Source organism: Streptomyces sp. NPDC047072 (assembly GCF_040643855.1).
Taxonomy (GTDB): domain Bacteria; phylum Actinomycetota; class Actinomycetes; order Streptomycetales; family Streptomycetaceae; genus Streptomyces.
Map to the genome: position 1 here is coordinate 1 of NZ_JBEYVC010000155.1, position 25,513 is coordinate 25,513.

Below are 25,513 nucleotides of genomic sequence, written 5' to 3' on the forward strand. Positions count from 1 at the left end.
GCCCATGCCCAGCGCGGTGGCGGCCTCGCCGAGCGGCAGCGCGGCGGCGTACTGCGCGTGCAGCCGTCGCTCGGCGGCGGAGCTGGCACAGCGCCGCAGCCGGGGCCCGGTGAGGGCGTCCTGCGCGTGGTCGAGGGCGGCGGTGAGGGCGACGCGGCGGGCCGTGGCCCGACCGGTCCCTACGGCGTCGAGGAGGTCGGCGACGGCGTCGTAGACCCTGGCGACCGCCTCCCGCTCCCCGTCGAACCGGAAGTCCCCGGCGATCGCGCCGGGCGTGGGCAGGACGAGCCGCAGTCCGAGCAGCCACACGGCTCCGGCGAGGTAGGCGAGCGCGCGCTGCCAGCCCGCCTCCGGCAACGGCATGCCGGCCCCGATGGCGGACGCGACGAGCAGTTGCGTACCGGCCGCGGAGGCGACGGGTCCGATGGCACTGACGCTCCCTGCGGCCAGCCCCACGAGGGTGAGCAGCACGCTGAGCGTCACGGCCCCGACCCGGTCCCCGGCGTACGTCCCGACGAACATCCCGACCGCCCCCGCGGCCGCGGGCACCCCGATCCGCCGCACGGAAGCCCGCCGGCTGCCGGGCCGGTCGTTGATCCCGGCGAGCATCGCGGCGATGGCGGCGACGACCCCGAGCGAGGTACGCCCGGCCATGACCGCGGCCAGCAGCAACGGCCCGGCGGACAGCGCGCCCCGCACCACCGCGCTCCACGGGATCGGCCCCCGCTGCGCACGGAGGGCATGGGCGAGCCAGGGCGGAAGGGCAAAGGACACGGGGCTCCTGTCGGCTGGGGAGGCGGGGGTGTGCCTTCGGGCGACGGTGGCCGGGCTACGGGCTGTGATCTCCACGGTAGATCGCGTTCTTGGACGGATCGGGACGCTCGTGTTACTCGCGTGTGACGATGTCTGTAGAGACCACGTTCTTTATGAACTCAACTCCAGCTTTGTGAACTCGACTCCAGGAGCTGCTCGGCGGCGGTGATCGTCCGCAGCAGCGCCGCCGGGTCGGGGCGCAGGTGCGTCAGAAGGTCGTCCACCCCTCTGAGGCCGGCCCGCTCCAGCAGCCGTTTCTCGTTGGTCACCCATTCGCCCCGCGCCGCCAGCACCCCGTGACCCGCCTGTACGGCGGCGGTGGCGACGGCTCCCGCGACCTCGGTCGGTCGGCCCGCCGGGGCGTGGTTGGCCTTGGCGTAGGCGAGGGTGGCGCGGGCGGTGCCGTGCCAGCGACCGGCGGCCGAGGCCCGCAGCTTCTCGGGATACCCGGCGGGCTTCGGGAGTTCACCCCGCAGCACCTGGTTGATCGCCAGCTCCGCGACGATCAGATAGCTCGGAATCCCGGCGAGATGGAAGAGCAACGGCTCCACCCGGAACCGCCCTTCCTCCGCCTCGGCCAACTCCCGTTCCACCAAGTCGAGATCGCGATAGTGGACGTCGACCCGCCTTCCCTCGATCGTCAGCCACGCGCCCCCGTTGAACACCCCGCCACCCCAGCCGCCGATCTCGGACACCTCCCCCTCCCAGCCGACCTCGCGCAGGTCGGCGGGGTCGAAGGCGCCCCGGTAGTAGACCGCCAGGTCCCAGTCACTGTCCGGCCGTGCGGTCCCCTGGGCTCGGGAGCCGCCGAGCGCCACGGCCCGCACGGCGGGGAGGGCGGCCAGGCGGTCGGCGGTGGCGTCGAGGAAGTCGGAGTCGTCGGAGAGCGGGGTGGGCATGGGGCGCAGCGTACGGAGCCCCGCCGGAGGTCTCCACACGATTACGCGCCGAGGCCGTTGTCAGTGGCAGGCGTTACTAATGGAGTCGTCACTCAGCGTAACGACGACGGGGGAACCACTGATGACGATGTACGAGAAGGATCCGGACCCTGGAGCGCACCGCACCCACCTCTCCGCCGCCGGGCTACGGGCCCGCGGCTGGACCGCCGGCATGATCCGCCGACTGCTCGGCGAGCCCGATCTGCGGCGGGAGAACCCGTGTTTCCGTACGGCCCCGCAGACCCGTCTCTACCGCGTCGAGCGGGTCGAGGCGGCCGAGCGGAGCGAGGAGTTCAAGGCCGTCGCGGCGGTGGCCGCCCGGCGGTCGGCCGCGGTGCGGGAGGCGGTGTCGCGCAGACGACGTGAGGTGCTCGCCCGGATCGCGGCGGAACCGATCGACGTGCCCGTACTCACCGCCGAGAGACTGACGGCGCTGGCCGCCGAGCATCGCGACCACCTCGGCGAGCCGCCGGGGGACTCGCTCGACCGCTGGAAGGTCGACTGGCTCCGACGTCGGCTGACCCGCTACGACGACCTCCTCGACGAACTGTCGTCCGGCCGCGCCGGTCGCGTCGCCGCCGAGCAGCTGCTCCGCCGCAGGATCTACACGGCCATCGCCCAGGCGTACCCGAACCTTGCACAGGAGTGCGAACGCCGGATGCGTGAACAGGAGCACGGTCCGTCGCCAGGATGACTTCGCAGGTCGGACTGTGCTCAAGGGGCGCCGGCCGGCGGTTCTCCTTCCTACGCTCCGGGCTCATGAAGGACGATCAGGTCACCCGTGTGCACCAACGCCTGGCGGCGGCCCCCGAGTTGTCCCCCGTGGCCTTCGGCGAAGGCCGCCGGTTCGGGCTCTGGGATCTCGCTTCACTCGCCGAGGGCGCCTTCGGCGAGTGCGTCGACCCGGACTCCCTCACCCTGACGGCGGAGAAGCGGTGGCGACTCCGGCTGGGGGCGGAGGGACGCGAGTGCGGGCGGGCCGACGAATTCCGGGTGCGGTACTGGATCCGCTCGCCGGAGGACCCCGGTGGGAAGCCCCTCGGCACCGTCGCCGTCGACACCTGGCGGGTCGGCACGGGCGCGCTGCGCGTCACCTCTCTCTACGTCCACCCCGTCGCCCGCGGACAGGGGCTCGCCTCGTCCGCCCTCGACCTGGTCTACGACGCCTGCCGCGCCGAAGGGCTGCACGGACTCCGGCTGGACACCCACTGGACCTGGCAGGAGACCGTTCGCTACTACCTCCGGCGCGGACTGTGGGTCACCTCGTGGAAGCACGCACTGGGGTTCGCCCGGCTGTCGTATCTGCCTCGCTACGAGGTCCGGGAGACCGGCGAGGAGGAGTTGACGTTCCTGGTGACCGACAGCGAAGGACGGCTCGTCCCGCTCCTCGTCGCCGGGAGCGACGGCGGGCGTCTGAGCCTTCGGGAGAGCGAGGAGTACGGGTGGACACAGGACCGATTCGACGCCGTTCGGCTGTATGCGCGCTCGACTCTGGCGCTGCATCTGGCCGTGCGCGGACGGCCGTTGGTGCGTGGGACGGAGACACGGGCCAGAGCGCATGACTGGTGCGACATCGGTGAGCCCGAAGGACTCGCGTACAAGATCGACGTCTTCGAGCAGGTGGCCCGGGAAGGGGGATGGCGGGTCGAGACACCGTACGGCGGGCTCTCGGCGCTCTGACCTGGGCTCGTGGAAATTCGGGTGCGGAGCGGGTGCGTCGGTCCGGATGATCGGGAGGTTGTCCGTCGGCTGCCCCTGGAGTCCTCGTGATTCGTCGCGTCACCTCGCCCGCCCTGTTTCCGCCGCCCACCTACTCCCACGCCTCCGTCGTCGAGGCGGGCACGAAGCTCGCGTTCCTCGCCGGGTCGGTACCGCTCGACGGTGCGGGGAACCTCGTAGGCGAGGGGGATCCAGTGCGGCAGGCCGAGCAGGTGATGGTGAATCTCCGCGAGCAACTGCGGGCGGTCGGCAGCGACTTGGAGCATGTGCTGTACACCGACGTGTACGTCGTGAGCAGTGAGACCGCGGCGCTGTCCGCCGTGTGGGAGGTCGTCGAGGCGTCCGGGCTCAGCGTCGGCCCGCACTCGTCGACCCTGATCGGGGTCGCCTGTCTCGGGTATACGGGCCAGCTCGTGGAGATCACGGCCACGGCCGTGGTGCCCGAGGGGGCGACGGCATGACGGGCAAGGTCGTCATCCGGCGGGCCACCGGCCCCGACGCCGCCGCAACGGCCGACGTCTATCTGCGGTCGTTCACCGCCGCGTTGCCCACGGTCACCCGGCCCCGCTCCGACGACGAGGTGCGGGACTACATCCGGGACGTGGTGATACCCCACCGCGAGACCTGGGTCGCCGAATCGGTGGCCGAGGGGCGGGTCGTGGGGCTGATGGTGCTCAACGCCGACCTGCTCTCCCAGCTCTATCTCGACCCCGGCTGGCGGGGCCGCGGCCTCGGCGACCGTTTCGTCGCGCTGGCCAAGGACCGCGCTCCGGGCGGGCTCCACCTGTGGACCTTCCAGGTCAACAAGCCCGCCCACCGGTTCTACGAGCGGCACGGCTTCGTCGCCGAGGAGTACACGGACGGCAGCGGGAACGAGGAGAAGGAGCCGGATGTGCGGTACGTGTGGCGGCCCTGAGCCTCCGGGTCAGGACGGCGCTCCCCAGGTCCTCCGCTTCGCCACTGGCCGCGCATAGCTCCCCGCCCGGCTGGTCGTCAGCCCCAACTCCACCAGGGACTCGGCGAGTTTGACCGCCGCCGCGACCCCGTCGACCACGGGAAGCCCCAGCTTCTCCCCCACCGTGCGCTGGAGTCCGGTCATCCCGGCGCAGCCGAGGACCAGGACCTCGGCGCCGGCCTCCCGGACCCGTTCGGCGGCGGCCAGGAACGCCGTCTCGGTGCGTTCCTGGTCCGTCAGCTCCAGCACGCCCAGCCCGGTGCCCGCCACCGCGACGCAGTTCCGTCCGACCCCGGCCAGTTCCAGGCTGTCCTCGATCTGCCCGCACGAGCGCTCCAGAGTGGTCACGACCCCGTAGCGGCGGCCGAGCAGACAGGCCAGATGGGCCGCCGCCTCGGTGATGTCGACGACCGGCACGTCGACCAGCTCCCGGACGCCCTCGCGCCCGTGCTCGCCGAAGCCGGCCATCACGACCGCGTCGTAGGCGGGACCGTCGTAGGTGCGCAGCAGGTCGATGACCGCCGCGGCCGACAGATAGCTGTCGAGCCAGCCCTCCGCCGACTCGGGTCCCCACGCCGGGGTCAGCCCGAGCACGGTGGTGCCCGGGCCTGCCACGGCCCGGGCACCTCGTACGATCTCCTCGGTCATCGCCTGCGTGGTGTTGCAGTTGGTGACGACGATCCGCACGTCTCTCAGACCTCCACGGGCTCTTCGACGGAAGCGGGGGCGCTGCGCTCGCTGCGGCACAGCAGCGCGTACAGTCCGGCCGCGAGGGCCGTACCGATGAACCACGAGTACGGGGCGACGTCGCTGAACGTCTTGACCAGCGCGAGGACACCGGCCACGCCCGCCGCGGGCAGGAACGCCCACAGCGCCTTGGGGTTGACGCCCCGGCGGTAGTAGTAGCGGGAGCCGGGCGTGGCGTCGAACAGCTCGTCGACGTTCACGCGGCCCTTCTTGACCCAGTAGTAGTCGAGCATGATCACGCCGAACAGCGGGCCCAGGAAGGCGCCGAGGCCGCCGAGGAAGTAGTTGACGACGGTCGGGTTGGAGAAGAGGTTCCAGGGGGTGACGACCAGCGCGGCCACCGTGCTGATCATGCCGCCGATCCGGAAGGTGATCTTCTGCGGCCAGACGTTCGCCAGGTCGTACGCCGGTGAGACGAAGTTGGCGACGATGTTGACGCCCATGGTGGCGATGGCGAAGGTGAGCGCGCCGAGCACCATCACCCAGGTGTTGCCGACCTTGGCGACGAGTTCGGCCGGGTCGGTGATGGCCTGGCCCCAGACCTCCAGGGAGCCGGCGGTGACGATCACCGAGACGACCACGAAGGCCGTGGAGTTGATGGGCAGGCCCCAGAAGTTGCCGCGGCGCACGGTCCTGTAGTCCGGCGCGAAGCGGGAGAAGTCGCAGAAGTTGAGCATCAGCGTGCCGTAGGTGGCGAGGATCAGTCCGATCGCGCCGAACCACTGCCGCCACTGCTCGCCGACCGACACCGGGTGCGGGGTGGTGGTGAGCGAGATGCTCCAGCCGGCCTTGGCCAGCACCCAGACCGCGAGGGCGATCATGACGAGCCAGATCGCCGGGCCGCAGAAGTCCTGGAACTTCCTGACCGACTCCATGCCCTGGCTGATGATCAGCGCCTGGATCAGCCAGAGCGAGACGAAGGAGACCCAGCCGAGCGCGTCGAGTCCCAGGAAGGAGCTGTGCGTCCAGGACTCCAGTCCCGGCCAGGCGGCCAGCAGCATCACGTTGACCGCGACGGAGGCGAGGTAGGTCTGGATGCCGTACCACATGATGGCGATCACGGCCCGGATGAGGGCCGGGATGTTGGCGCCCCAGACGCCGAAGCTGATGCGGCTGACGACGGGGAACGGCACGCCGTGGCGCTGGCCGATCTTCCCCATCCAGTTCATGCCGACGTAGATGAGCACGAAGCCGACGAGCAGGGAGGTGAAGACCTGCCAGACGTTCATGCCGAGGACCAGCAGACCGGCGGCGAAGGTGTAGTTGCCCAGGTTGTGGACGTCGGACATCCACATGGCGAAGAGGTCGAAGACCTTCCAGTTCCGCTTGCCCGCGGGTGCGAGGTCTTCGTTGGTGAGCCGGGGATCGGGGACGAACGCTGGTGTGCCGGTGGCTTCGGCGCTGTCGGCGAGGGACACGGGGCCTCCAGGGACGGGGGACGGAGGACTGCAGCCGTTTGGTATACCAAACTGCGGTCATGGTGCCGCCGTCAAGCATCTTGACCGATGTCCGTCCTGTTACGGCTCCGTAAAAGACCCCTCGCGTCGGCGAAGATGGGCCCATGACGAAGATCGAACCCCTCGGTGCGGTGCGCGAGCGTGTCCTGGCCACACTGCGGCAGGACATCATCGCGGGGCGGCTGCGGCCGGGCGACCGACTCGTCGAGAGAGAGCTGGCCGACCGTCTCGGGGTCTCCCGGGTGCCGGTCCGCGAGGCGATCCGCGGGCTGGTCGCGGAGGGCTTCGTCCACTTCGAGACCCCGCGCCGTACGGTTGTGCGCCGGCTGACCCCGAACGACGTCAAGGAGCTCTTCGAACTGCGCGAGGCCCTGGAGGTGTACGCCGCCGGGCTCGCCGCGGCCCGCGCGACCCCGCAGGACCTGGCCGAGGTCCAGGAACTCCTCGACCAGGCGGCCGCCGCGACCGAGGCGGCGGACGCCGAGACCATCACGGACGTCAACAGCCGCCTGCACGACAGCATCGTCGCCATGGCCCGCAACAGCCTGCTGATCGAGGCGCTGGAGCCGGTCGCCGGGCGACTGCGCTGGCTGACCCGGCGCAACGAGGAGTGGGGCCAACTGCTCGTCGAACACCGCGAGTTGTACGAGGCGATCGCCTCCGGCGACCCGGAACGGGCCCGCACGCACGCGTTGACGCACGTACGGACCAACTACGAGTCGACGGTACGGCAGTTGTTCGGTGACTCGGCCGAACTGACCTAGCGGCGGGCGTACTTGTCGGTGGCGGCCACCAGCGCCTGGGCCACGTCCGGCGCCCCCGCGTTGTGTCCCACGTCGTCGATGAGCACCAACTCGCTTCCGGGCCAGGCCCGGTGGAGCCGCCACACGGTGCCCAGCAGGTTGCCGAGGTCGAGGCTGCCCTGGACGAGGGTGCCGGGGATGTCCTTCAGCAGCGGCGCGTCCCGCAGGACGACGCCCTCGTCGTTGCCCTCGCCCAGGAAGTGGCCGTTGCCCCAGTAGTGGGTGACGGTACGGGCGAAGCCCTGCCGGAACACCGGGTCCTCGTAGCGCGGCACCGACCTCGGCGGCGACGGCTCGATCGCGGTCTCCCAGTCGGTCCACGCCCGCGCCGCCCGCGCCCGGACCTCGGGGTCGGGTGATTCCAGCAGCCGGTTGTAGGCGGCGGCGAGGTTCCCGGACCGCTCCTCGACAGGCAGTTCTCCGACGAACCTCTCGAAGGCATCCGGGAACATCTTCCCAAGTCCCCTGGTCAGCAAGGCGACTTCGGGGTTCGATCCGGTCGCGACCCCCACGAGCACCAGCTCCGTCACGGCCTCCGGATGCGTCTGCGCGTACCGCAGCCCCAGCACCGACCCGAACGACAAGCCCCGCACCAGCCACCGCTCGATCCCCAGATGCCGCCGCAGCAGCTCCAGGTCGGCGATGAGATGCGGGGTCGTGTTGACGCTCATGTCGGTGTCGTACGCGCTCGCCGGCGGCGTCGACCGCCCCGCGCCCCGCTGGTCCAGCAGCACGATCCGGTACAGGGCCGGGTCGAACAGCCGCCGCGCCCACGGCGTGCACCCGGACCCCGGCCCGCCGTGCAGCACCACCGCCGGCTTGCCGTCCGGGTTCCCGGAGGTCTCCCAGTAGACGCGGTTGCCGTCACCGACGTCGAGCATGCCGTGGTCGTACGGTTCGATCTCCGGATACAGGCCCATCGGGGCAGATTAGATCTTCTACGACGCCCAGGGCACGCCCTTTTTGCAGCCGCTCCGCTCTACGGCAGTCCCGCCGCCTCCGCCGCCGTGCGCAGCACGTCCCGGAGCATCTCGGGGGTGAGTTTGCCGGTGAAGGTGTTGCGCTGGCTGACGTGGAAGCAGCCGAAGAGGTCCAGGCCGTCGAGCGGGACGCGCGTGCCGTGTCCGAAGACGGGCCGCGGACGGGGCACGCTCCACCCGGCCGCGGCGAACGCGGGCAGCGCGGCCTGCCAGCCGAAGGCGCCGAGCACGACGACCGCGCGCAGCGTCGGCCGCAGCAGGGTCAGCTCCTGTACGAGCCAGGGCCGGCAGGTGTCGCGCTCCCCCGGTGTCGGCTTGTTCTCGGGCGGGGCGCAGTGCACGGGCGAGGTGACCCGCACGCCGTACAGCTCCAGCCCGTCGTCCGCCGCCACCGACGTCGGCTGCGAGGCGAACCCCACGTCGTACAGCGCCTGGTACAGCACGTCCCCCGACCGGTCCCCGGTGAACATCCGCCCCGTCCGGTTCCCCCCGTGCGCCGCCGGCGCCAGCCCCACGATCAGCAACCGCGCGTCCACCGGCCCGAACCCGGGCACCGGCCGCCCCCAGTACGTCCAGTCCCCGAAGGAGGCCCGCTTGACCCGAGCCACCTCCTCCCGCCACGCCACCAGCCTCGGACAGGCCCGACATCCGGCAACCCGGCGATCGAGTTCGACAAGCGCGTCCATGGCTCCACGGTACGGGGGCGCCGGGCGGAGCAGGGGGTGGGTGGGCTGGCCAAGGGGCGGACGGTGCAGAGCTGAGGGCCGGTCGGGACTGGAAGGCAGGGTGGGAAGACCGGCCGCCGAGGAGTGGCTGGGGAGCGAGACGACCGGGCCGAGCCGGACGCCGGAGCGGAGCGGCCGGGAGGCGGGACGGCCGAGCGGAGAGGGACGTCCAACGGGACAGAACGGCCGGGCTGGGGTGGAGACGGCCGGGAGAGGGGACTGCCCGGGACGGAAGGCCAAGTGGCCGCGAGGCAAGACCGCCAGCCCGGGACGGAAGGCCAAGTGGCCGCGAGGCAAGACCGCCAGCCCGGGACGGAAGGCCAAGTGGCCGCGAGGCAAGACCGCCAGCCCGGGATGGAAGGCCAAGTGGCCGCGAGGCAAGACCGCCAGCCCGGGATGGAAAGCGAGGCGGCTGAGGGTGGTGAGGTGAGAGGCCATCGGGCCGGGGTGCGGTGGAGCCCCGATTGCCCCCGCCGCCGGGATCAGTCTCTGCACTGGCCCCCTGCCCCCGCTCCGGTCCTCGTCCCAGAAATCCCGTCCGACTCCGACCGCACCGAGTACTAAGGTCGAGGCATGGCTCTGGAGCGCGCGGACGACGACAACACGGGTGGGACCGGCCCGGCAGCCGACGGCACCGAGTCGGCGGACGCGAGCCGGAACGCCAAGAGCACCGGGTCCGCCCCCACCGACACCCCGGACCCGAAGATCGTCGCCGCCATCGCCGCCGCCGAGGCCGCCGCGCCGCAGAACGGCGAGACCGTGCGGATCGACAGCTGGATCTGGTCCGTACGCCTGGCCAAGACCCGTTCCCTGGGCGCCACCGCCTGCCGGGGCGGCCATGTGCGTGTGAACGGGGAGCGGGTGAAGCCCGCCTACTCCGTGCGCGTCGGCGACGAGGTGCGGGTGCGCCAGGAGGGCTGGGAACGCGTCGTCATCGTCAAGCGCCTGATCCGCAAGCGGGTCGGCGCCCCCGTGGCCGCCCAGTGCTACATCGACAACTCTCCCCCGCCGCCGCCCCGCCAGGCCGTCGCCCCCATCGGCATCCGCGACCGCGGCGCCGGCCGCCCCACCAAGCGCGACCGCCGCGAACTGGAACGCCTCCGCGGCCTCCAAGAGGGCAGCAGCCGCCCCACCGGCTCAGGCCGCCGCGGCACTTCCGGCGACGACGAAACCCACTGACCTCCCACACCGATATCGACGGGCCCCCACCCACGTCAGCCACCACGGTGAGGCCGGCCCCGCCCCCGCAAGGGCAGGACCGACCTCACCGCAGCGGCCGCCGGGCCGTCTCCCGGTCATGACCGTCGTCGCACCAGCCGCAGCAGGTCGGCGTTGTGGCCGCGTCGGGCCCAGGCGATCAGGGCGAGCGGCACGATGAGGATGAGCGGTGTCGCCGCGTTCTCCCCGTCGAAGTAGCTCATCTGGACGACGAACGCGCCGACCATCAGCCCGCTCAGCGCGACGGCCGCGACCGACTGGAGCACCGGGATCAACAGGGCGACCCCACCGGCCAGTTCGAGGACGCCGATGATGTACATCCCCGTGTGGCCCCAGCCCATCTTGTCGAAGCCCTCGACGGCCGAGGGGTGCGCGATCAGCTTGGGGAGCGCGCTCGCGATCATGTAGAAGAGGGCGAGCACGACCTGCAGGGCGCGCAGGGCGATCCGGGCACGGCGCCCACGGGGAGTCGCGGACTCACCGACGACGACGGAAGCGGTGCGGGAAGCAGCGGCGGAGGTGACGGGGACGGTGGTCTCGGACATCGGAGTCTCCTGTGGGAAGCGGTCCTTGGTGCTTTCGCAGAGGTAGACCGCCCCCCACCCGGAAACTCATCGACGAGACCGCACCCGATTCACGCCGGCACCGCCCGCACCCATATCCCGTCCTCCGTCAGATACCGGTCCACCCTCAACCCCGCCTCCGCCAGCGCCTCCTCGAACTGCTCCTTGGTCAACGGCCGTACCCGGAACGTCTGTGTCCAGCTCGCGTCCGGGAACTCGTACTCCGCGCGCACCGAGTTGACGCCCGGGGCGATCGGCTCGGAGGACGCGATCCGTACCGTGAAGCCGCTCGGATCGACCCGTTCGCGCGGCACCTCGGTGTGGTAGTCCGCGCCCTCCCGCTGCACCAGCACACAGCCGTCCGCCGCGACATGTGCCGCGCAGGTGCGCAGCAGTCCGCGCCGCACCTCCAGGTCCGCGGTGTGCACGAGGAACGACGCGAGCAGCACCGCGTCGAACCGCTCCCCCAGATCCAGGTCCTCGATCGGACTGCATATCGTCTTCGCCCCGCGCACCCGCTCCAGCATCTCGGCGGACTCGTCCACCGCCGTGACCGTGAAGCCCCGCTCGACCAGCGGATGCGTCATACGGCCGACCCCGCTGCCCAGTTCGAGAATCCGCGCACCCGCCGGCACCGCCCCGGCGATGATGTCCGGCTCCGCTCCCACCGGCAGCCGTGAGTAGAGCTCGACCGCGCACCCGTCCGGGGTGATCGCCCCGGGTCCCGTCCCCTGATGTCCCGCTCGCTTCTTCAGCTCCATGCCCGTCCAACGGCCCACCCCCGCACGGCCGTTCCCACCCCGAACACGTTCACCCGTACGAGTGGCACCCCAGAGTGCCGAGCCCTCCCCGGAGCCCCCCGCCTAGAGCGAGAACCACCCATGCCCGATGTACCAGTGCCCACCCGCCCGCAGATGATCCCCCACCGCCCGCTCCACCACCGTCCGCCGCGGCAGGCCCTCCACCGGCAGCTCGGGATCCCCGAACACGAACTGGACCGGCTCGGTGTCCGCCGGCTCCAGGTCCTGGGGCGCCAACCGGAAACGCTCCTGGAAGCGGACGATGTTGGAGTCCGCGGGCAGGTGCTCCTTCAGTTGCGAGTCGAGCAGCCAGGAGTGGCAGAGGACGGTCCCGTGCGCCTCCTCGGCGAAGTACCGGGCGAAGAAGTCGACGGCCAGGGCGAGCGAGCGTTCGCACGCGGCCGGGGACATCGGACCGAGGAAGTCGGGGATGTGGAGGCTCAGACAGGGTGTGCCGGGCGCGAGGTCCAGTCCGGCGGCCACCAGCGTCCGCCGGTGCCACGGCCCGTACGTCGTCCGCTCGAACTGAAGCCTCCCCAGCTGGTACAGCGCGCCCCGGAAGTGGTTGGTGAGCCACCCCACGGTCTGCACGCCCGTCCGGCCGTACCGCCGCCGGTGCACGGCCATGTTCCGGCCGAGGTCGGCGAGGCTGCGCCGGGACACGTCGGCCGGGATGCCGCGTGAGCGGTGGTAGGCGCGGACGTGGGGCAAGGCGGCCACGAAGACGTACACGGGGAAGCAGCGCTGGAGCGCGCCGGCCGGCCAGTCCAGCTCGGGCAGGTCGATCGGATCGCCGATCGTGCCGATGTGCCGGACGAGTTCCTCGACGGAGTGCTCCAGGAAGCGCCGCAGTTCGGGGTCGTCGGTGACACGCCTGCCCACGCGCACGAGTTCGTTGACGTCCTCGTGCGGTACTGCGAGTTCCACCAGCGTCTCGGCGAGCTCGTCGGCGTCCGGAAGCACGCGGTCACCCCCTGTCCGGCCTCTGTGGTCGACCTGTCCGGGCCTCGTTGGTCGACGTCCGTCTCGAAGAGTACGTTGCAAGCAGGAGCGGTGAATCCGAATGCGTACGGGCAGTGAGCCGACGACAGCGCGCAGTGCACTGCGGGCGCGCTTCTGGCTGAGCGTGTGGGGGCTGGTCTGGGCGGTCCTCGGCACCGTCGCGTTCGCCGTCGCGGGGCGCCCCGGATGGGCCGTGGCCTGCGGTGTCCTGTGGCTGGTGATCACCGTCGACCTGACGATGATCCTCCGGCACGTCCGCCAGGGCCCGCACTACCAGCCGGGCCCCGACATCCCGCCGTACCGCCCGCCGGAGAGCGGAGGACGCCGGTAGCCGTCGTACGACATGATCCGGCGCCCGCGCTCGGGGCGCTCAGGAGTCGAAGCGCGCCGCCTTCAGGAACTCCGGCTTCGGGTCCAGTGCCGCCGCCAGCCGGAAGTGGCGTCTGGCCTGGTCGGACCGTCCCTGTCGCTCATAGGTGCGGGCGAGCGCGAAGTGGGCGAAGGCGTTGTCCGGCTCACGCTCCAGCACGATGGTGAACTCCAGCTCGGCGGGGCGCAGTTGCGCGGCCGCGAAGAAGGCACGCGCGCGCAGCAGCCGGGCCGCGGTGTTCTCCGGGTGGGCGGCGATGACCTGGTCGAGCAGTTTCACCGCACCCCGCGGGTCCCGCGCGGCGAGCAGTTGCTCGGCGGCGCGGAAGTCGATGACATGCGTCTCCGGAGTACGTCCGGTGGAACCGCTGGTCTCGGGCACGGCACATCCCTTCCCTCACTGGAAAGGTTCAACGCCCGGTCGGGAGGACGCTATTCCTGCGTCTCGTGGGACGCGTGTGCTCTGCGCACGAGATCCGCCCATACGTCCCGTACCTGTCGGCGCAGTTCCTCCAGGGGTACGTCGTTGTCGATCACGATGTCCGCGATCTCCCGGCGCTTCTCGCGCGTCGCCTGCGCGGCCATACGCGCGCGTGCGTCCTGTTCGGTCATGCCGCGCAGCCGCACGAGCCGGTCCAGCTGGGTCTCGGGGCTCGCGTCGACCACGACGACGACGTCGTAGAGGGCGGCGAGGGAGTTCTCCGCGAGGAGCGGGACGTCGTGCACGACGACGGCGTCCGCGTCGGCGGCGGACTCCAGTTCGCGGGAGCGGGCGCCCACCAGGGGGTGCACGATCGAGTTGAGGACGGCCAGCCTGTCGGCGTCGGCGAAGACGATGGAGCCGAGCTTCGGCCGGTCCAGGCTCCCGTCGGCCGCGAGCACGTCCGCGCCGAACGCGTCCACGACCGCGGCGAGGCCGGGCGTCCCCGGCGCGACGACCTCGCGCGCGATCCGGTCCGCGTCGATCAGCACGGCGCCGTGCTCCACGAACAGCCGCGACACCTCACTCTTGCCGGCGCCGATTCCTCCGGTCAGGCCCACAGTCAGCATGCCCCGCAGCTTAGGCGCTGCCGCTGACACCGCACCCCTGGGACCTCAGTTGTCGCCTTCCCGTTCCGCCAGGAAGCGCTCGAACTCCATGCCGATCTCGTCCGCCGACGGGATGTCCACCGGCTCGGCGAGCATGTTGCCGCGGCTCTCCGCGCCCGCCGCCGCGTCGTACTGGTGCTCTAGACCCTGGACCAGGGCGACCAGGTCCTCGTCGCCCTCGCGGACCTGGCGGTCGATCTCGGTCTGGGTGCGGTGGGCGTCGGTGCGCAGGGCGTGCGCGATGCCGGGCAGGACCAGGCCGGTGGCCCCGGTGATCGCCTCCAGGACAGTCAGGGCCGCGTCCGGGTACGGGGAGCGCGCGATGTAGTGCGGGACGTGCGCCGCGACGCCCAGGACGTCGTGGCCGGCCTCCATGAGCCGGTACTCGACCAGGGACTCGGCGCTGCCGGGCACCTGCGCCTCGTCGAAGGGGCTGCGATGGCCGGGAACGAGCTCATGGCGGTTGCCGTGCGGGGTCAGGCCGACCGGGCGGGTGTGCGGGACGCCCATCGGGATGCCGTGGAAGTTCACGGACAGCCGGACGCCGAGCCGCTCCACGATCTGCTGGACGGCCTTGGCGAAGCGCTCCCACTCGACGTCCGGCTCGGGGCCGGAGAGCAGCAGGAAGGGCGCCCCGGTGGCGTCCTGGACGAGCCGCACCTCGATGGTGGGCTCCTCGTAGTCCGTCCACCGGTCGCGCTTGAAGGTGAGCAGCGGGCGGCGGGCCCGGTAGTCCACGAGCCGGTCGTGGTCGAAGCGGGCGACGACCTGGTGGGGCAGCGAGTCGAGGATCCGGTCGACGATCTGGTCGCCGGTCTCCCCCGCGTCGATGTACCCGTCGAAGTGGTAGAGCATGACAAGACCGGCCGACTCCTGGGCGAGCGCCATGTCGACCACGGCGAGCCCCTTCGGCTCCCATGCGTACAAACCCTGCGGATCAAGCACAGTGACCGCTCCTCCTCGTGTTCATACGCGTCAACGCCCCCTGAAGCAGGGGCATTCCCACACCAGCCCCTGATCAGCCCCTCTCTTAGCGGGATTTAATAACGAGGGCCGGCGCCGACTCCCCAGGGGCGCGGGGAACTGCGCGACCAGCCCCCACCGGCCCGCAGCCAAAAAACACTGAAGGACCGCACCTCGAAAGGTACGGCCCTTCAGTTCAAGAGCTATTGCTCAGTGAGCGCTCAGCTCTGGCCGCCGGCCAGCTTCTCGCGAAGCGCAGCGAGCGCCTCGTCGGAAGCGAGCGCACCGGAGGTGTCCGCACCCTCGGAGGAGTACGAACCGCCACCACCCGCGGCCGGAGCCGCACCCGCGGCGTCGCCGCCCTCGGCGGCAGCCGCCTCGTCGGCCTCGCGGGACTTGATGACCTGGGCCTGGTGCTGCTCGAAGCGCTGCTGCGCCTCGGCGTACTGGCCCTCCCAAGCCTCGCGCTGGGTCTCGTAGCCCTCGAGCCAGTCGTTGGTCTCGGGGTCGAAGCCCTCGGGGTAGATGTAGTTGCCCTGGTCGTCGTAGGACGCGGCCATGCCGTACAGGGTCGGGTCGAACTCGACCGAGGCCGGGTCGGCACCGAAGGACTCGTTGGCCTGCTTCAGCGAGAGGCTGATGCGACGGCGCTCGAGGTCGATGTCGATGACCTTGACGAAGATCTCGTCGTTGACCTGGACGACCTGCTCCGGGATCTCCACGTGGCGCTCGGCCAGCTCGGAGATGTGGACCAGACCCTCGATGCCCTCGTCCACGCGGACGAACGCACCGAACGGAACCAGCTTCGTGACCTTGCCGGGCACGACCTGGCCGATCTGGTGCGTGCGGGCGAACTGCTGCCACGGGTCTTCCTGGGTCGCCTTCAGCGACAGGGAGACACGCTCGCGGTCCATGTCGACGTCGAGGACCTCGACGGTGACTTCCTGGCCGACCTCGACAACCTCGGAGGGGTGGTCGATGTGCTTCCAGGAGAGCTCGGAGACGTGGACCAGACCGTCGACGCCACCCAGGTCCACGAAGGCACCGAAGTTGACGATCGAGGAGACCACACCGGAGCGGACCTGACCCTTCTGGAGGGTCGTGAGGAACGTCTGGCGGACCTCGGACTGGGTCTGCTCCAGCCAGGCACGGCGGGACAGGACCACGTTGTTGCGGTTCTTGTCCAGCTCGATGATCTTGGCCTCGAGCTCCTTGCCCACGTAGGGCTGGAGGTCGCGAACACGGCGCATCTCGACCAGGGAGGCCGGGAGGAAGCCGCGGAGGCCGATGTCGAGGATGAGACCACCCTTGACGACCTCGATGACGGTACCGGTGACGATGCCGTCCTCTTCCTTGATCTTCTCGATGGTGCCCCAGGCGCGCTCGTACTGGGCGCGCTTCTTCGAGAGGATCAGGCGGCCTTCCTTGTCCTCCTTCTGGAGAACAAGGGCTTCGATCTCGTCACCGACGGCGACGACCTCGTTGGGGTCGACGTCGTGCTTGATCGAGAGCTCGCGGCTCGGGATGACACCTTCGGTCTTGTAACCGATGTCGAGGAGAACCTCGTCCCGGTCAACCTTGACGATGACGCCGTCGACGATGTCGCCATCGTTGAAGTACTTGATCGTCTCGTCGATAGCGGCGAGGAAGGCTTCCTCGTTACCGATGTCGTTGACCGCAACCTGCGGGGTGGTGGCGGTGGTCTCGGTGCTGCTCGTCATGTGGGAAAGGGCTCCGGTACGGACATTGAAGTCGTAGGTACTGCTACGCCGGGAGCCCGTATCGCTCTGAAGAAGCCGGACAGCCAAGGAAGCGCCCCATCCGATGAAAACCGATGGCACGCCTCGAAAACCGAGGGGACATACGACAGATGCGAGCGCAGCCTGCTACGTCTGAGGTGCGCAGGCCCGCAGCGCAACTTGTAGCATACGGGGGCAGCCGGACAGGGTCAATGCGCGAAGGCGCACACCCGGGGCGGATCGCCGCATACCCGGCACAAGACGTGTCCCACGAGGCCACGCGCGCGTGCCGACGCCCCATTTGTGACGGCACCCAGGACGGGAACGGCCACCACTACGGGGCGGACCGAAGTGCCCGCACACTAATACGAGGGAGCCGATCATCCAAGAGCGCACATCACACGAGTCGGACCCCGAGCCGGAGGCCACGCGCCGGGACGCGGACGTCTCGGAGAGCGCCCGCGCCAACCGCGGCTGGTGGGACCGCAACGCCGACGAGTACCAGGTCGAGCACGGCACGTTCCTCGGCGACGACCGTTTCGTGTGGGGCCCCGAGGGTCTCGACGAGGTGGAGGCGGAGCTGCTCGGCCCGCCCGAGGATCTCAAGGGCAGGGACGTCCTGGAGATCGGCGCGGGCGCGGCCCAGTGCGCGCGCTGGCTCGCCGCGCAGGGCGCCCGCCCGGTCGCCCTCGACATCTCCCACCGCCAGCTCCAGCACGCGCTGCGGATCGGCGGAACGTTCCCCCTCGTGTGCGCCGACGCGGGCGCGCTCCCCTTCGCGGACGCCTCCTTCGACCTGGCCTGCTCGGCGTACGGCGCGCTGCCGTTCGTCGCCGACCCCGTGCTGGTCCTCAAGGAGGTGCGCCGGGTCCTGCGCCCGGGCGGCCGCTTCGTGTTCTCGGTGACCCACCCGATCCGCTGGGCGTTCCCGGACGAGCCCGGCCCCGAGGGGCTCTCGGTCTCGGCGTCGTACTTCGACCGCACGCCCTACGTCGAGCAGGACGAGGAGGGCCGGGCGGTCTACGTGGAGCACCACAGGACGATCGGCGACCGGGTCCGTGACGTGGTCGCCGGCGGTTTCCGCCTGGTCGACCTGGTGGAACCGCAGTGGCCGGTCTGGAACACCTCGGAGTGGGGCGGCTGGTCGCCGCTACGGGGCAACCTGATCCCGGGCACGGCGATCTTCGTGTGCGTACGAGACTGAGGGTGTGATCCGTTACGACGCTCTGGGCGCCCTTCCCGTACACGGCGCCCTTCCGGCCCTGAACGACGCCCTGGAGGGGCACGGCACCGCCGTTCTCGTCGCTCCTCCCGGCACCGGCAAGACGACGCTCGTCCCGCTTGCCCTGTCCGGACTGCTCGACGGCTCGCCCGCGCGGAAGGTCGTCGTCGCGGAGCCCCGCCGTATCGCCGCCCGTGCCGCGGCCCGGCGGATGGCGTGGCTGCTCGGCGAGAGGGCCGGCGAGAGCGTCGGGTACACGGTGCGCGGCGAGCGGGTGGTCGGGCGGCACACGCGCGTGGAGGTCGTCACGACGGGTGTGCTGCTGCAGCGGCTCCAGCGCGACCAGGAGCTGGCCGGCGTCGACGTGGTGGTGCTCGACGAGTGCCACGAGCGGCATCTGGACGCGGACACGGCGGCCGCCTTCCTGTGGGACGTACGGCAGACCCTGCGGCCGGAGCTGCGTCTGGTGGCCGCGTCCGCGACGACCGACGCGGCGGGCTGGGCCGGGCTCCTGGGCGGCGCGCCGGTGGTCGAGGCGGCGGGCGTCGCGCACCCCGTGGAGGTCGTGTGGGCGCCGCCGGCCCGTCCGGTACGGCCCTCGCACGGCATGTGGGTCGATCCCGCGCTGCTCGCGCACGTGGCGTCGGTGGTGCGGCGAGCGCTGGCCGAGCGGGCGGGGGACGTGCTGTGCTTCCTGCCCGGGGTGGGCGAGATCGCGCGGGTCGCCGGGCAGTTGGGCGGTCTCGGCGACGTGGACGTGCTCCAGGTGCACGGCAGGGCTCCGGCGGCCGTGCAGGACGCGGTGCTGGTGCCCGGTGAGCGGCGGCGGGTGGTGCTGGCGACCGCGGTGGCCGAGTCGTCCCTCACGGTGCCCGGAGTGCGGGTCGTGGTCGACTCCGGCCTCGCGCGGGAGCCTCGGGTCGACCACGCGCGCGGGCTGAGCGCGCTGGCGACGGTACGGGCCTCCCGGGCGTCCGGGCGCCAGCGGGCGGGGCGCGCCGGGCGTGAGGCGCCGGGTGCGGTGTACCGGTGCTGGGCGGAGGCCGAGGACGCCCGCCTGCCGCGTTTCCCGGCACCGGAGATCCAGGTGGCCGACCTGACGGCGTTCGCGCTCCAGGCGGCCTGCTGGGGCGATGCGGACGCCTCCGGGCTGGCGTTGCTGGACCCGCCGCCGGCCGGGGCCATGGCGGCGGCCCGGGAGGTGCTGACGGCTGTGGGCGCGGTGGACTCCGACGGCCGGGCTACCGGCCGGGGCGCACGGCTGGCCCGGCTGGGGCTGCATCCACGGCTGGGACGGGCACTCCTGGACGCGGCCGGGCCGGCCGGGGCCGAGCGCGCCGCCGAGGTCGTGGCCCTGCTGAGCGAGGAGGCACCGCGCGACTACGGCGACGACCTCGCGGCCGCACTGCGCACCGCCCGGCGCGGGAGCGACGCCTACGCGGGGCGGTGGCGGGCGGAGGTACGACGCCTGCGCACCCCCTCGTCGGAGGCGAGCGCGGTGGACCGCCCCCCGACCACCGGCGAGGACGGCGTCGCCGGTCTCGTCGCCGCCCTGGCCTTTCCCGAGCGGGTCGCCAAGGCGGACGGCGGCTCGTACCTCATGGCCTCCGGCACCCGCGCCGAACTCCCCGACGCCTCACCCCTGAGGGGCGCCCCCTGGATCGCCGTAGCCGTGGCGGACCGTCCCGTCGGCAAGGGGCACGCGCGCGTGCAGCTCGCCGCCGTGATCGACGAGGAAACGGCCCGGTCGGCGGCCGCGTCGCTGTACTCCGAGCGCCAGGAGGTCCACTGGGCCGACGGAGACGTGGTCGCCCGGCGGGTGGAGCGGCTCGGGGCGATCGAGCTCGCGGCACGGCCGCTCAGGAACGCCGACCCCGTCCTCGTACGCGAGGCGCTTCTGGAAGGGCTGCGTCAGGAGGGGCTACGGCTGCTGCGGTGGACGCCCGACGCCGACGTACTGCGCCAGCGGCTCGCGTTCCTGCACCACCACCTGGGTGACCCGTGGCCCGAGGTCTCCGACAGCGCGCTCCACGCGCGCGTGGACGAGTGGCTGGAGCCGGAGCTGAGCCGCGCCCGACGACGGGCCGACCTGGCGCATACAGACGCCGGTGACGCGCTCAAGAGGCTGCTCCCCTGGTCCTCCGGCGAAGCCCTACGGCTCGACGAGCTGGCGCCCGAGCGGATCGCCGTACCGAGTGGGTCCAGAATCCGGATCGACTACGGCAACCCCGAACAGCCGGTGCTCGCCGTGAAGTTGCAGGAGATGTTCGGTCTCCAGGCCACGCCGGAGATCGCCGGAGTGCCGCTGCTCGTGCACCTCCTCTCCCCCGCCGGGCGGCCCGCCGCCGTCACGGCCGACCTCGCTTCCTTCTGGAAGGACGGCTACAAGGGCGTACGGGCGGAGCTGCGCGGCCGTTATCCGAAGCACCCGTGGCCGGAGGACCCGGCGGCCGCCGAGCCGACGCGGTACACGAACGCGCGGCTCAGGCGGTGACGGGTTCGGGTTCGTCCGCCGTCACCGGCACCGGGCGGCGGCTGCGGGCCTCCAGCCACAGGGAGAGGGCCAGCAGGAGGACGCCCAGGGTCAGGAAGCCCCAGGGGAGGTACGACGTCATCAGCAGGACGAGCAGGCGGTTGGACTTCACCAGGTCGACGGTGTGCTCGATGTAGTCCTCGCGCATCTTCACGTGCCCGGCGAAGGCGGTGACCTTCTCGCGGCCGCCGAGGAGGGAGCCGCCGCGCAGCTCCTCCTTGTGGATCTCCTCGCCGTAGACGGGGGCGCCGGTGAGGGGCTCGACCCAGAACCTGCGGACCGTGGTGTACCAGCGGGTGGTGCCGGTCTTGGCGACGGACTCGGGGGTGATGCCCTTGACCGGCATGGTCTTGGGGAAGGGCACCTTGGTCCACGGGATGGTCTGCTCGAAGTAGTAGACCTTCACACCGCGGAAGGTCCGGGTCCCCTCGTAGTGGATGGGGTTGGTGGTGCGGGTCTGCGCGTCGAAGTACTCGTAGTCCCGTTTCTCCGTCAGGAAGGGCCACTTGAACTCGATGCCGGTGCGTTTGACGGGGTCGCCGTCGACCATCTCGCCGGCCGCGTGGACCGGGGCCTGGCTGTGGGCGTCGAAGATGTAGCGCTCGGGGATCTCGGAGACCATCTTGCCGTCGGGGCCCTGGACGTAGGACAGCCCGTCCCAGACGACGACGTCCTTCCCGACCGTCTTCTCGATCTTCTCGGAGGCCTCCACGTTTCCCTTGAGGGTCTGCACGATGGTGACCTTGGGGACCTGCTTGGCGGTCATCGTGCCGTAGTCGAGGAGGGTCGCGTCCTTCGCCTCCAGGACCATGTCCTGGTACTGGTTGGCCGGGATCTTGGCCAGACGCGGGAAGGCGTACCAGCGCAGCAGCGGGGACAGTGCCGCGAAGAACACGGCGAGGGCGAGCAGGACCAGGCTGGTCTTGCGGCGCATCTCGGCCTCCCGGGCGGACGGTTACGGGTGTGCGGGCACCGTGGTCAGCAGGGGCTTGGGCGAGGTCTTCCCGGCCGGCGACCCCATCGCGGTGACGGTGAGGACAAGGGCGAACGCGAGGGCGAGACCGGTCACGGCGGCGATCAGGGCGCGCATTCTGCCTCCCTGCCAACGGGAACTGATACATCGTCAGGTCTGGCACCGTAGCAACGCCCGGACCAGATGAGAACAGGTCGCACACAGGCGAAGGGCGCCCTGTCCGCCGTAGCGGAGAGGACGCCCTTCGGAAAGCGGCAGGGTGTTACGACGTCGCGCTGGGGCTGGGCGAGGGGCTCGCGGTGGTGTCCGCGGGGGCCGCCACGGTCAGCGTGACGTCGAGGGTCGCGCCGCCCGCGGTGGTGATGCGGAGCACGAAGGTGCCGGCGGTGTCGTCGGAGTAGAGCTGAGGCAGCTTCAGGAGGCCGTCCGCGTCCGTGGTGAGGCCCGTCAGGGTGCGGACGGGGTTGCCGTCGGCGTCCTTGAAGTAGGGGCCCTTGTCGTTCGCGGTCGGGTCGTCCGCCGACTTGATGAGGGTGGCGGTGGCGGCGACCTTGTCGGCGACCGCGTCCTTGTAGGTGGCCTTCACCTCGACCGCGTCGGCGAACTGGCCGCTCGGGGCGCAGGTCAGGTCGGTGGTGCTGGTGCGCGCCAGGGTGTCGGCGACCCGCTCGGTGACGGTGGCCTTGTAGGAGGGGCCGGTGACCGTACGGCCGATGAGGGTGGCGCTGACCGTGAAGCCGCCGGTCGTCTCGCCCGCCTGGAGCGCGGGGGCGACGGCCACGCCGGAGCTGTTGGTGAGGGCGGTGGCGACCTTCTCGCCGCCGGTGAAGGTGGCGTCGGTGTCGCCGACGATCGTGAACCGTATACGGACCTTGGCGACGCCCTTGCCGTCCGCGTCCTCCGCCTTGGTGCTGATGGCCTGGGCGAACGCGTCGCCCGCCGTCGCGGTGAGCGTGGCGGTCCCCGCGTCCTCCAGGTGGTCCACCGTCTCGGTGGGGGTGGGCGGCGTCGGGGTCGGCGTGGCCGGCGTGCTGGGGACCGGCGTCTTGGGCGGGGTCGGGCTCGGAGTACTCGGAGTGCTGGGTGTGCTCGGCTTCGTCGGCGTGGAGGGCGAGCTGCTCGCACCGCCGGTGCTGGTACCGGTGCTGCCGTCGCTGCGGTTGCCGGGGATGTCGCCGGTGCCGTCCGGGATCTCGTGGGTGCCCTTGCGGTAGTACTCCAGCCACGACAGCACGGTGTCCAGGTAGTGCTGCGAGTTGTTGTAGCTGAGGATCGCGCGTGCGAGATCGCCGCTGTTGGAGAGGTCCCAGTTGTAGCGGCAGAGGTAGTGGCCGGCGGCGAGGGCGGCGTCGTAGACGTTGTTGGGGTCCTTGACCCCGTCGCCGTTGCCGTCGCGGCCGGCCCACGCCCAGGTGGACGGGATGAACTGCATGGGCCCGACGGCCGAGTCGTAGGCGCTGTTGCCGTCGTAGGCGCCGTTGTCGGTGTCCCGGATGAGCGCGAAGCCGTTGCCGTCGAGTTGCGGGCCAAGAATCTTCGACGTAGTGGTGCCGTCGGCGTCGACCCGGCCTCCGCTGGCCTGGCCGGACTCGACCTGGCCGATGGCGGCGAGGAGCTGCCAGGGCAGGTTGCAGCCGGGCTTGGACGCCTGGAGTTCCGCCTCGGCCTTCTTGTAGGCGTCGAGGACGGTCGCGGGTATGCCCGCGGTACTGGTGTCGATCCCGGAGCCCGCGGAGGGGTCGGTGGTGGTGGGCGCGGGGCTCGGGGTGTTCAGCGGCGGCAGGTCCGTGTAGTACGGCGAGTTGCCGGTCGCGCCGTCGCCGGCGGACGGGTCGGGCGAGGAGGCTCCGGCCGAGGTCTGTCTGCCGTTGTCGTCGGCGGTCACTCCCGGGGCCTGGGAGGCGGACAGTGCCGCGACCGCGAGCGCGGCCACGGCTGTCGTCGTGGCCCCCTTGCGCAGCCTCCTGCCGAATTGCGCCGCCATAAACGAACCCCTCCCGTGGACGCCCGAGCGCCCGTCTGTGTCTGTCACCCTCGCCCGTTGTGACGGTCGAGCCGCCCTGGAGGTTGCCCCTGTGACGCGGGTCAATTCCTGGTGCACGCGTTCGACTCCAGCGGCCCTGGTGCCACAACCCGTGCGACCCTACGACAACTTCCTTTCCGCGGGCACCCGTTCGTGCCCGATATTCACCGGTTGGCCATGTTCGATCGGTGCGCGGGCGCGTCCCGCATACTGGACGGAATCGATCACCGCGGCCACCGTCCGGCCAACACCCGTCGTGAGGAGCCCTGTTGCCGTTCACCCTGAGCCATGCGGCGGCCGTCCTGCCCGCGGTGCGCGCCGACGGGAGCGGCCGGGCACAGCTGGTTCCGGCCGTCCTGGTGGCCGGATCCTTCTCCCCCGACATGACCTACTACGCGGCAAGTGTCCTGTCCGGGGCGATGGAGTTCGGCACGGTCACGCACTCGTTTCCGGGCGTCTTCACCGTCGACGTACTCGTCGCCTGGGCACTGGTGTGGCTCTGGCTGCTGGTGCGCGAGCCGCTGGTGGCACTGCTGCCGCGCGGCCGGCAGGGCGGTGTGGCGACATTGCTGCGCTGCGGGGCGCCACGCGCACGTGTGCGGCCCTCACTGGTGGTGCGGTGGTACGTCTCCGCCGCGCTCGGTGCGCTGACCCATGTCGTGTGGGACGCGTTCACGCACCACGACCGCTGGGGGATGCGGCTCTTCCCCGTCCTCGGACGGACGTTCGCCGGTTCCCCGCTCTACTGGTACCTCCAGTACGGCGGCTCCGCTCTCGCCGCGCTCGTGATCGCGGCGTTCTGCGTCCACGCGCTGCGCCGGGCGCGGGGCGGGCCGACCGGGGTGCCCTTGTTGTCGGCGCGGGACCGGTGGTGGGCCGCCGCCGTCATCGGCGCGTGCGTGGTGGTGGGGACGGCGCAGCGGGTCGTGCGGTGGTGGGCCGTCTGGGGCTCCCTCGCGAAGCCCTGGGAACTGATCCCGACGGCGTGCTTCGGAGTGGGCGCCGGACTGGTCCTCGGCCTGCTCCTGTACGCCGTGGGCGTCAGGGTGTGGCGTCCGGCGCGGGTGTCCGACGACGGTCTTGAGCCGAGCCTGGCGGTACGGCGCTGACGGCGTCGGCCACGAACACCGTCAGGGTGGGCAGGGGCCGCGAGCGGGGCAGCAGCGTGAGAACGAGCGCGAGATAGGCGAGGGCGAGTTCGGTCCAGGGGTGGGGGCCGGGTGCGGGGTCCTGCTGGTCTACGGCGGCCAGGGTGCCGTTGGTCAGGCGGTGCCGGGTGTCCGTGAGGGCTTGGCGCAGGGCGCGGGCGAGGTGGGCCGGGAAGCTGTCACCGGATGCCGCTCGCCAGAAGAAGGCCACGAGATCACCAGGCAGGTCGGAGTTCGCCGCCCTCTCCTTCGCCCGCCGCAGCAGCGTCTCCAGATCGACCGGCACACGGGGCGTACCGGCACGGGACGCGTGGGCCGGAACAGCGCGGTGAACGAAGGGCCGCGCCTTGTCGGCGTGCGCCTGAGCCTGCGTCCGCACGGGGGCCGTCCGGCGGTGGAGCATGCGTATACCCATGGGCGCATCCTTGCCGGGCGGGAGTGGTGGGGGCGTGTTGACGGGGGCCACGTGGGTGAGGGGACCGGGCGCCTATTGAAGTGCCGGGTTCGGTGATTTGGCGAGTGCGGCCCGGTGGGGGCTGGTCGCGCAGTTCCCCGCGCCCCTAAAAGCTCTCACCTGGACCCCCTTGGACCGTCACCCGCGTACGGCGCGCAGGGGACGGGGGCGGGGGGTGTCCGCCCGCAGCGGCCGGCGTCCGTTACCCAGCACATCTCAATCAACAGCACCGCGCGGTGGGGCAGGTCGCGGTGGACGGGCACCGTGAACTTCTGGTGGT

26 protein-coding genes and 1 pseudogene are annotated in these 25,513 nt (G+C 71.4%); 10 read left to right on the forward strand and 17 right to left on the reverse strand.

Annotation, left to right across the window (positions count from 1 at the left end):
- Together ABZ896_RS40765 and ABZ896_RS40770 are read right to left on the reverse strand one after the other, a co-directional pair.
- Positions 1-774, reverse strand: a pseudogene (locus tag ABZ896_RS40765) (FUSC family protein); the annotation flags it as partial.
- A gap of 158 nt (positions 775-932) precedes the next feature.
- Entirely contained in the window at positions 933-1,712 is a 780-nt protein-coding gene (locus ABZ896_RS40770) for a nucleotidyltransferase domain-containing protein (protein ID WP_360940439.1), read from the reverse strand.
- Between the two features lie 121 nt (positions 1,713-1,833).
- On the opposite strand from ABZ896_RS40770, the gene ABZ896_RS40775 reads away from it, so the two are divergent.
- The 4 genes from ABZ896_RS40775 (at position 1,834) to ABZ896_RS40790 (ending at position 4,386) form a co-directional block, all read left to right on the forward strand.
- Positions 1,834-2,445, forward strand: a complete 612-nt coding sequence (locus ABZ896_RS40775; protein ID WP_360940441.1) for a hypothetical protein — start codon at positions 1,834-1,836, stop codon at positions 2,443-2,445.
- Between the two features lie 65 nt (positions 2,446-2,510).
- Positions 2,511-3,431, forward strand: a complete 921-nt coding sequence (locus ABZ896_RS40780; RefSeq protein WP_360940443.1) for a GNAT family N-acetyltransferase — start codon at positions 2,511-2,513, stop codon at positions 3,429-3,431.
- A gap of 86 nt (positions 3,432-3,517) precedes the next feature.
- Positions 3,518-3,931, forward strand: a complete 414-nt coding sequence (locus ABZ896_RS40785) for a RidA family protein (protein ID WP_360940445.1) — start codon at positions 3,518-3,520, stop codon at positions 3,929-3,931.
- On the forward strand, positions 3,928-4,386 hold the full coding sequence (locus tag ABZ896_RS40790) for a GNAT family N-acetyltransferase (RefSeq protein WP_360940447.1): 459 nt from the start codon (positions 3,928-3,930) through the stop codon (positions 4,384-4,386). The genes ABZ896_RS40785 and ABZ896_RS40790 overlap by 4 nt, the downstream gene beginning before the upstream one ends.
- A 9-nt stretch (positions 4,387-4,395) precedes the next feature.
- Here the strand turns inward: ABZ896_RS40790 and ABZ896_RS40795 are convergent, their stop codons facing one another.
- Together ABZ896_RS40795 and ABZ896_RS40800 are read right to left on the reverse strand one after the other, a co-directional pair.
- On the reverse strand, positions 4,396-5,112 hold the full coding sequence (locus ABZ896_RS40795; RefSeq protein ID WP_360940449.1) for an aspartate/glutamate racemase family protein: 717 nt from the start codon (positions 5,110-5,112) through the stop codon (positions 4,396-4,398).
- Positions 5,113-5,117: 5 nt separating this feature from the next.
- Positions 5,118-6,590: an NCS1 family nucleobase:cation symporter-1 gene (locus ABZ896_RS40800; RefSeq protein WP_360940451.1), complete on the reverse strand. Its 1,473-nt coding sequence runs from the start codon at positions 6,588-6,590 to the stop codon at positions 5,118-5,120.
- 143 nt (positions 6,591-6,733) lie between these two features.
- Between ABZ896_RS40800 and ABZ896_RS40805 the strand changes: the two genes are divergently transcribed.
- On the forward strand, positions 6,734-7,393 hold the full coding sequence (locus ABZ896_RS40805; protein WP_360940453.1) for a GntR family transcriptional regulator: 660 nt from the start codon (positions 6,734-6,736) through the stop codon (positions 7,391-7,393).
- Here ABZ896_RS40805 and pip read toward each other — a convergent pair.
- Together pip and ABZ896_RS40815 are read right to left on the reverse strand one after the other, a co-directional pair.
- Entirely contained in the window at positions 7,390-8,352 is a 963-nt protein-coding gene (gene pip / locus ABZ896_RS40810; protein ID WP_360940455.1) for a prolyl aminopeptidase, read from the reverse strand. The genes ABZ896_RS40805 and pip overlap by 4 nt on opposite strands.
- A gap of 59 nt (positions 8,353-8,411) precedes the next feature.
- A complete protein-coding gene (locus tag ABZ896_RS40815) occupies positions 8,412-9,098 on the reverse strand; it encodes a uracil-DNA glycosylase (protein WP_360940457.1) in 687 nt (228 codons plus the stop codon).
- 612 nt (positions 9,099-9,710) lie between these two features.
- On the opposite strand from ABZ896_RS40815, the gene ABZ896_RS40820 reads away from it, so the two are divergent.
- A complete protein-coding gene (locus tag ABZ896_RS40820) occupies positions 9,711-10,316 on the forward strand; it encodes an RNA-binding S4 domain-containing protein (RefSeq protein WP_360940459.1) in 606 nt (201 codons plus the stop codon).
- A gap of 116 nt (positions 10,317-10,432) precedes the next feature.
- Here ABZ896_RS40820 and ABZ896_RS40825 read toward each other — a convergent pair whose 3' ends face one another.
- The 3 genes from ABZ896_RS40825 to ABZ896_RS40835 all read right to left on the reverse strand — a co-directional run bounded on the left by ABZ896_RS40825 (position 10,433) and on the right by ABZ896_RS40835 (position 12,681).
- The gene (locus ABZ896_RS40825) at positions 10,433-10,900 is read right to left on the reverse strand and encodes a DoxX family protein (RefSeq protein WP_360940461.1); all 468 of its coding nucleotides are present in this window, start codon (positions 10,898-10,900) and stop codon (positions 10,433-10,435) included.
- An 89-nt stretch (positions 10,901-10,989) separates the two neighbouring features.
- The gene (locus ABZ896_RS40830; protein WP_360940463.1) at positions 10,990-11,679 is read right to left on the reverse strand and encodes a class I SAM-dependent methyltransferase; all 690 of its coding nucleotides are present in this window, start codon (positions 11,677-11,679) and stop codon (positions 10,990-10,992) included.
- A 102-nt stretch (positions 11,680-11,781) separates the two neighbouring features.
- Positions 11,782-12,681: an acyltransferase domain-containing protein gene (locus ABZ896_RS40835; RefSeq protein ID WP_360940465.1), complete on the reverse strand. Its 900-nt coding sequence runs from the start codon at positions 12,679-12,681 to the stop codon at positions 11,782-11,784.
- Between the two features lie 100 nt (positions 12,682-12,781).
- Here ABZ896_RS40835 and ABZ896_RS40840 point away from each other — a divergent pair, with 100 nt between their 5' ends.
- Positions 12,782-13,051, forward strand: a complete 270-nt coding sequence (locus tag ABZ896_RS40840) for a DUF6343 family protein (RefSeq protein WP_360940467.1) — start codon at positions 12,782-12,784, stop codon at positions 13,049-13,051.
- A 39-nt stretch (positions 13,052-13,090) separates the two neighbouring features.
- Here the strand turns inward: ABZ896_RS40840 and ABZ896_RS40845 are convergent, their stop codons facing one another.
- The 4 genes from ABZ896_RS40845 to rpsA form a co-directional block, all read right to left on the reverse strand.
- Positions 13,091-13,471: a tetratricopeptide repeat protein gene (locus ABZ896_RS40845; RefSeq protein ID WP_360940469.1), complete on the reverse strand. Its 381-nt coding sequence runs from the start codon at positions 13,469-13,471 to the stop codon at positions 13,091-13,093.
- 50 nt (positions 13,472-13,521) lie between these two features.
- Positions 13,522-14,139: a dephospho-CoA kinase gene (gene coaE, locus ABZ896_RS40850; protein WP_360940471.1), complete on the reverse strand. Its 618-nt coding sequence runs from the start codon at positions 14,137-14,139 to the stop codon at positions 13,522-13,524.
- A gap of 45 nt (positions 14,140-14,184) precedes the next feature.
- Positions 14,185-15,123 carry a PAC2 family protein gene (locus tag ABZ896_RS40855; protein ID WP_360940473.1) on the reverse strand — a complete coding sequence of 313 codons (939 nt, stop codon included), beginning with the start codon at positions 15,121-15,123 and terminating at the stop codon, positions 14,185-14,187.
- Between the two features lie 239 nt (positions 15,124-15,362).
- Positions 15,363-16,862: a 30S ribosomal protein S1 gene (rpsA, locus tag ABZ896_RS40860; protein WP_360940475.1), complete on the reverse strand. Its 1,500-nt coding sequence runs from the start codon at positions 16,860-16,862 to the stop codon at positions 15,363-15,365.
- A gap of 397 nt (positions 16,863-17,259) precedes the next feature.
- Between rpsA and ABZ896_RS40865 the strand changes: the two genes are divergently transcribed.
- Positions 17,260-18,084 (forward strand): class I SAM-dependent methyltransferase, encoded by an 825-nt coding sequence (locus tag ABZ896_RS40865; RefSeq protein ID WP_360940489.1) that lies wholly within the window; start codon positions 17,260-17,262, stop codon positions 18,082-18,084.
- A gap of 4 nt (positions 18,085-18,088) precedes the next feature.
- Positions 18,089-20,596, forward strand: a complete 2,508-nt coding sequence (gene hrpB, locus ABZ896_RS40870) for an ATP-dependent helicase HrpB (RefSeq protein ID WP_360940477.1) — start codon at positions 18,089-18,091, stop codon at positions 20,594-20,596.
- Here hrpB and ABZ896_RS40875 read toward each other — a convergent pair.
- The 3 genes from ABZ896_RS40875 to ABZ896_RS40885 form a co-directional block, all read right to left on the reverse strand.
- The gene (locus tag ABZ896_RS40875) at positions 20,586-21,569 is read right to left on the reverse strand and encodes a DUF3068 domain-containing protein (RefSeq protein WP_360940479.1); all 984 of its coding nucleotides are present in this window, start codon (positions 21,567-21,569) and stop codon (positions 20,586-20,588) included. The two genes, hrpB and ABZ896_RS40875, sit on opposite strands and share 11 nt — an antisense overlap.
- Before the next feature lie 21 nt (positions 21,570-21,590).
- Positions 21,591-21,725: an SPW_0924 family protein gene (locus ABZ896_RS40880; protein WP_360940481.1), complete on the reverse strand. Its 135-nt coding sequence runs from the start codon at positions 21,723-21,725 to the stop codon at positions 21,591-21,593.
- 145 nt (positions 21,726-21,870) lie between these two features.
- Entirely contained in the window at positions 21,871-23,592 is a 1,722-nt protein-coding gene (locus tag ABZ896_RS40885) for a lytic transglycosylase domain-containing protein (RefSeq protein ID WP_360940483.1), read from the reverse strand.
- 308 nt (positions 23,593-23,900) lie between these two features.
- On the opposite strand from ABZ896_RS40885, the gene ABZ896_RS40890 reads away from it, so the two are divergent.
- Entirely contained in the window at positions 23,901-24,740 is an 840-nt protein-coding gene (locus tag ABZ896_RS40890; protein ID WP_360940485.1) for a DUF4184 family protein, read from the forward strand.
- Here the strand turns inward: ABZ896_RS40890 and ABZ896_RS40895 are convergent.
- Positions 24,673-25,194 (reverse strand): hypothetical protein, encoded by a 522-nt coding sequence (locus ABZ896_RS40895; protein ID WP_360940487.1) that lies wholly within the window; start codon positions 25,192-25,194, stop codon positions 24,673-24,675. The genes ABZ896_RS40890 and ABZ896_RS40895 overlap by 68 nt on opposite strands.
- Positions 25,195-25,513 lie beyond the last annotated feature (319 nt).

What these genes read in the sequence shown, in the direction of transcription:
- ABZ896_RS40770 (WP_360940439.1), bottom strand. Translation starts at nt 1,712, where the DNA reads ATGCCCACCCCGCTCTCCGACGACTCCGACTTCCTCGACGCCACCGCC.
- ABZ896_RS40775 (WP_360940441.1), top strand. Translation starts at nt 1,834, where the DNA reads ATGACGATGTACGAGAAGGATCCGGACCCTGGAGCGCACCGCACCCAC.
- ABZ896_RS40780 (WP_360940443.1), top strand. Translation starts at nt 2,511, where the DNA reads ATGAAGGACGATCAGGTCACCCGTGTGCACCAACGCCTGGCGGCGGCC.
- ABZ896_RS40790 (WP_360940447.1), top strand. Translation starts at nt 3,928, where the DNA reads ATGACGGGCAAGGTCGTCATCCGGCGGGCCACCGGCCCCGACGCCGCC.
- ABZ896_RS40805 (WP_360940453.1), top strand. Translation starts at nt 6,734, where the DNA reads ATGACGAAGATCGAACCCCTCGGTGCGGTGCGCGAGCGTGTCCTGGCC.
- pip (WP_360940455.1), bottom strand. Translation starts at nt 8,352, where the DNA reads ATGGGCCTGTATCCGGAGATCGAACCGTACGACCACGGCATGCTCGAC.
- ABZ896_RS40815 (WP_360940457.1), bottom strand. Translation starts at nt 9,098, where the DNA reads ATGGACGCGCTTGTCGAACTCGATCGCCGGGTTGCCGGATGTCGGGCC.
- ABZ896_RS40820 (WP_360940459.1), top strand. Translation starts at nt 9,711, where the DNA reads ATGGCTCTGGAGCGCGCGGACGACGACAACACGGGTGGGACCGGCCCG.
- ABZ896_RS40825 (WP_360940461.1), bottom strand. Translation starts at nt 10,900, where the DNA reads ATGTCCGAGACCACCGTCCCCGTCACCTCCGCCGCTGCTTCCCGCACC.
- ABZ896_RS40830 (WP_360940463.1), bottom strand. Translation starts at nt 11,679, where the DNA reads ATGGAGCTGAAGAAGCGAGCGGGACATCAGGGGACGGGACCCGGGGCG.
- ABZ896_RS40840 (WP_360940467.1), top strand. Translation starts at nt 12,782, where the DNA reads ATGCGTACGGGCAGTGAGCCGACGACAGCGCGCAGTGCACTGCGGGCG.
- coaE (WP_360940471.1), bottom strand. Translation starts at nt 14,139, where the DNA reads ATGCTGACTGTGGGCCTGACCGGAGGAATCGGCGCCGGCAAGAGTGAG.
- rpsA (WP_360940475.1), bottom strand. Translation starts at nt 16,862, where the DNA reads ATGACGAGCAGCACCGAGACCACCGCCACCACCCCGCAGGTTGCGGTC.
- ABZ896_RS40875 (WP_360940479.1), bottom strand. Translation starts at nt 21,569, where the DNA reads ATGCGCCGCAAGACCAGCCTGGTCCTGCTCGCCCTCGCCGTGTTCTTC.
- ABZ896_RS40880 (WP_360940481.1), bottom strand. Translation starts at nt 21,725, where the DNA reads ATGCGCGCCCTGATCGCCGCCGTGACCGGTCTCGCCCTCGCGTTCGCC.
- ABZ896_RS40885 (WP_360940483.1), bottom strand. Translation starts at nt 23,592, where the DNA reads ATGGCGGCGCAATTCGGCAGGAGGCTGCGCAAGGGGGCCACGACGACA.
- ABZ896_RS40895 (WP_360940487.1), bottom strand. Translation starts at nt 25,194, where the DNA reads ATGGGTATACGCATGCTCCACCGCCGGACGGCCCCCGTGCGGACGCAG.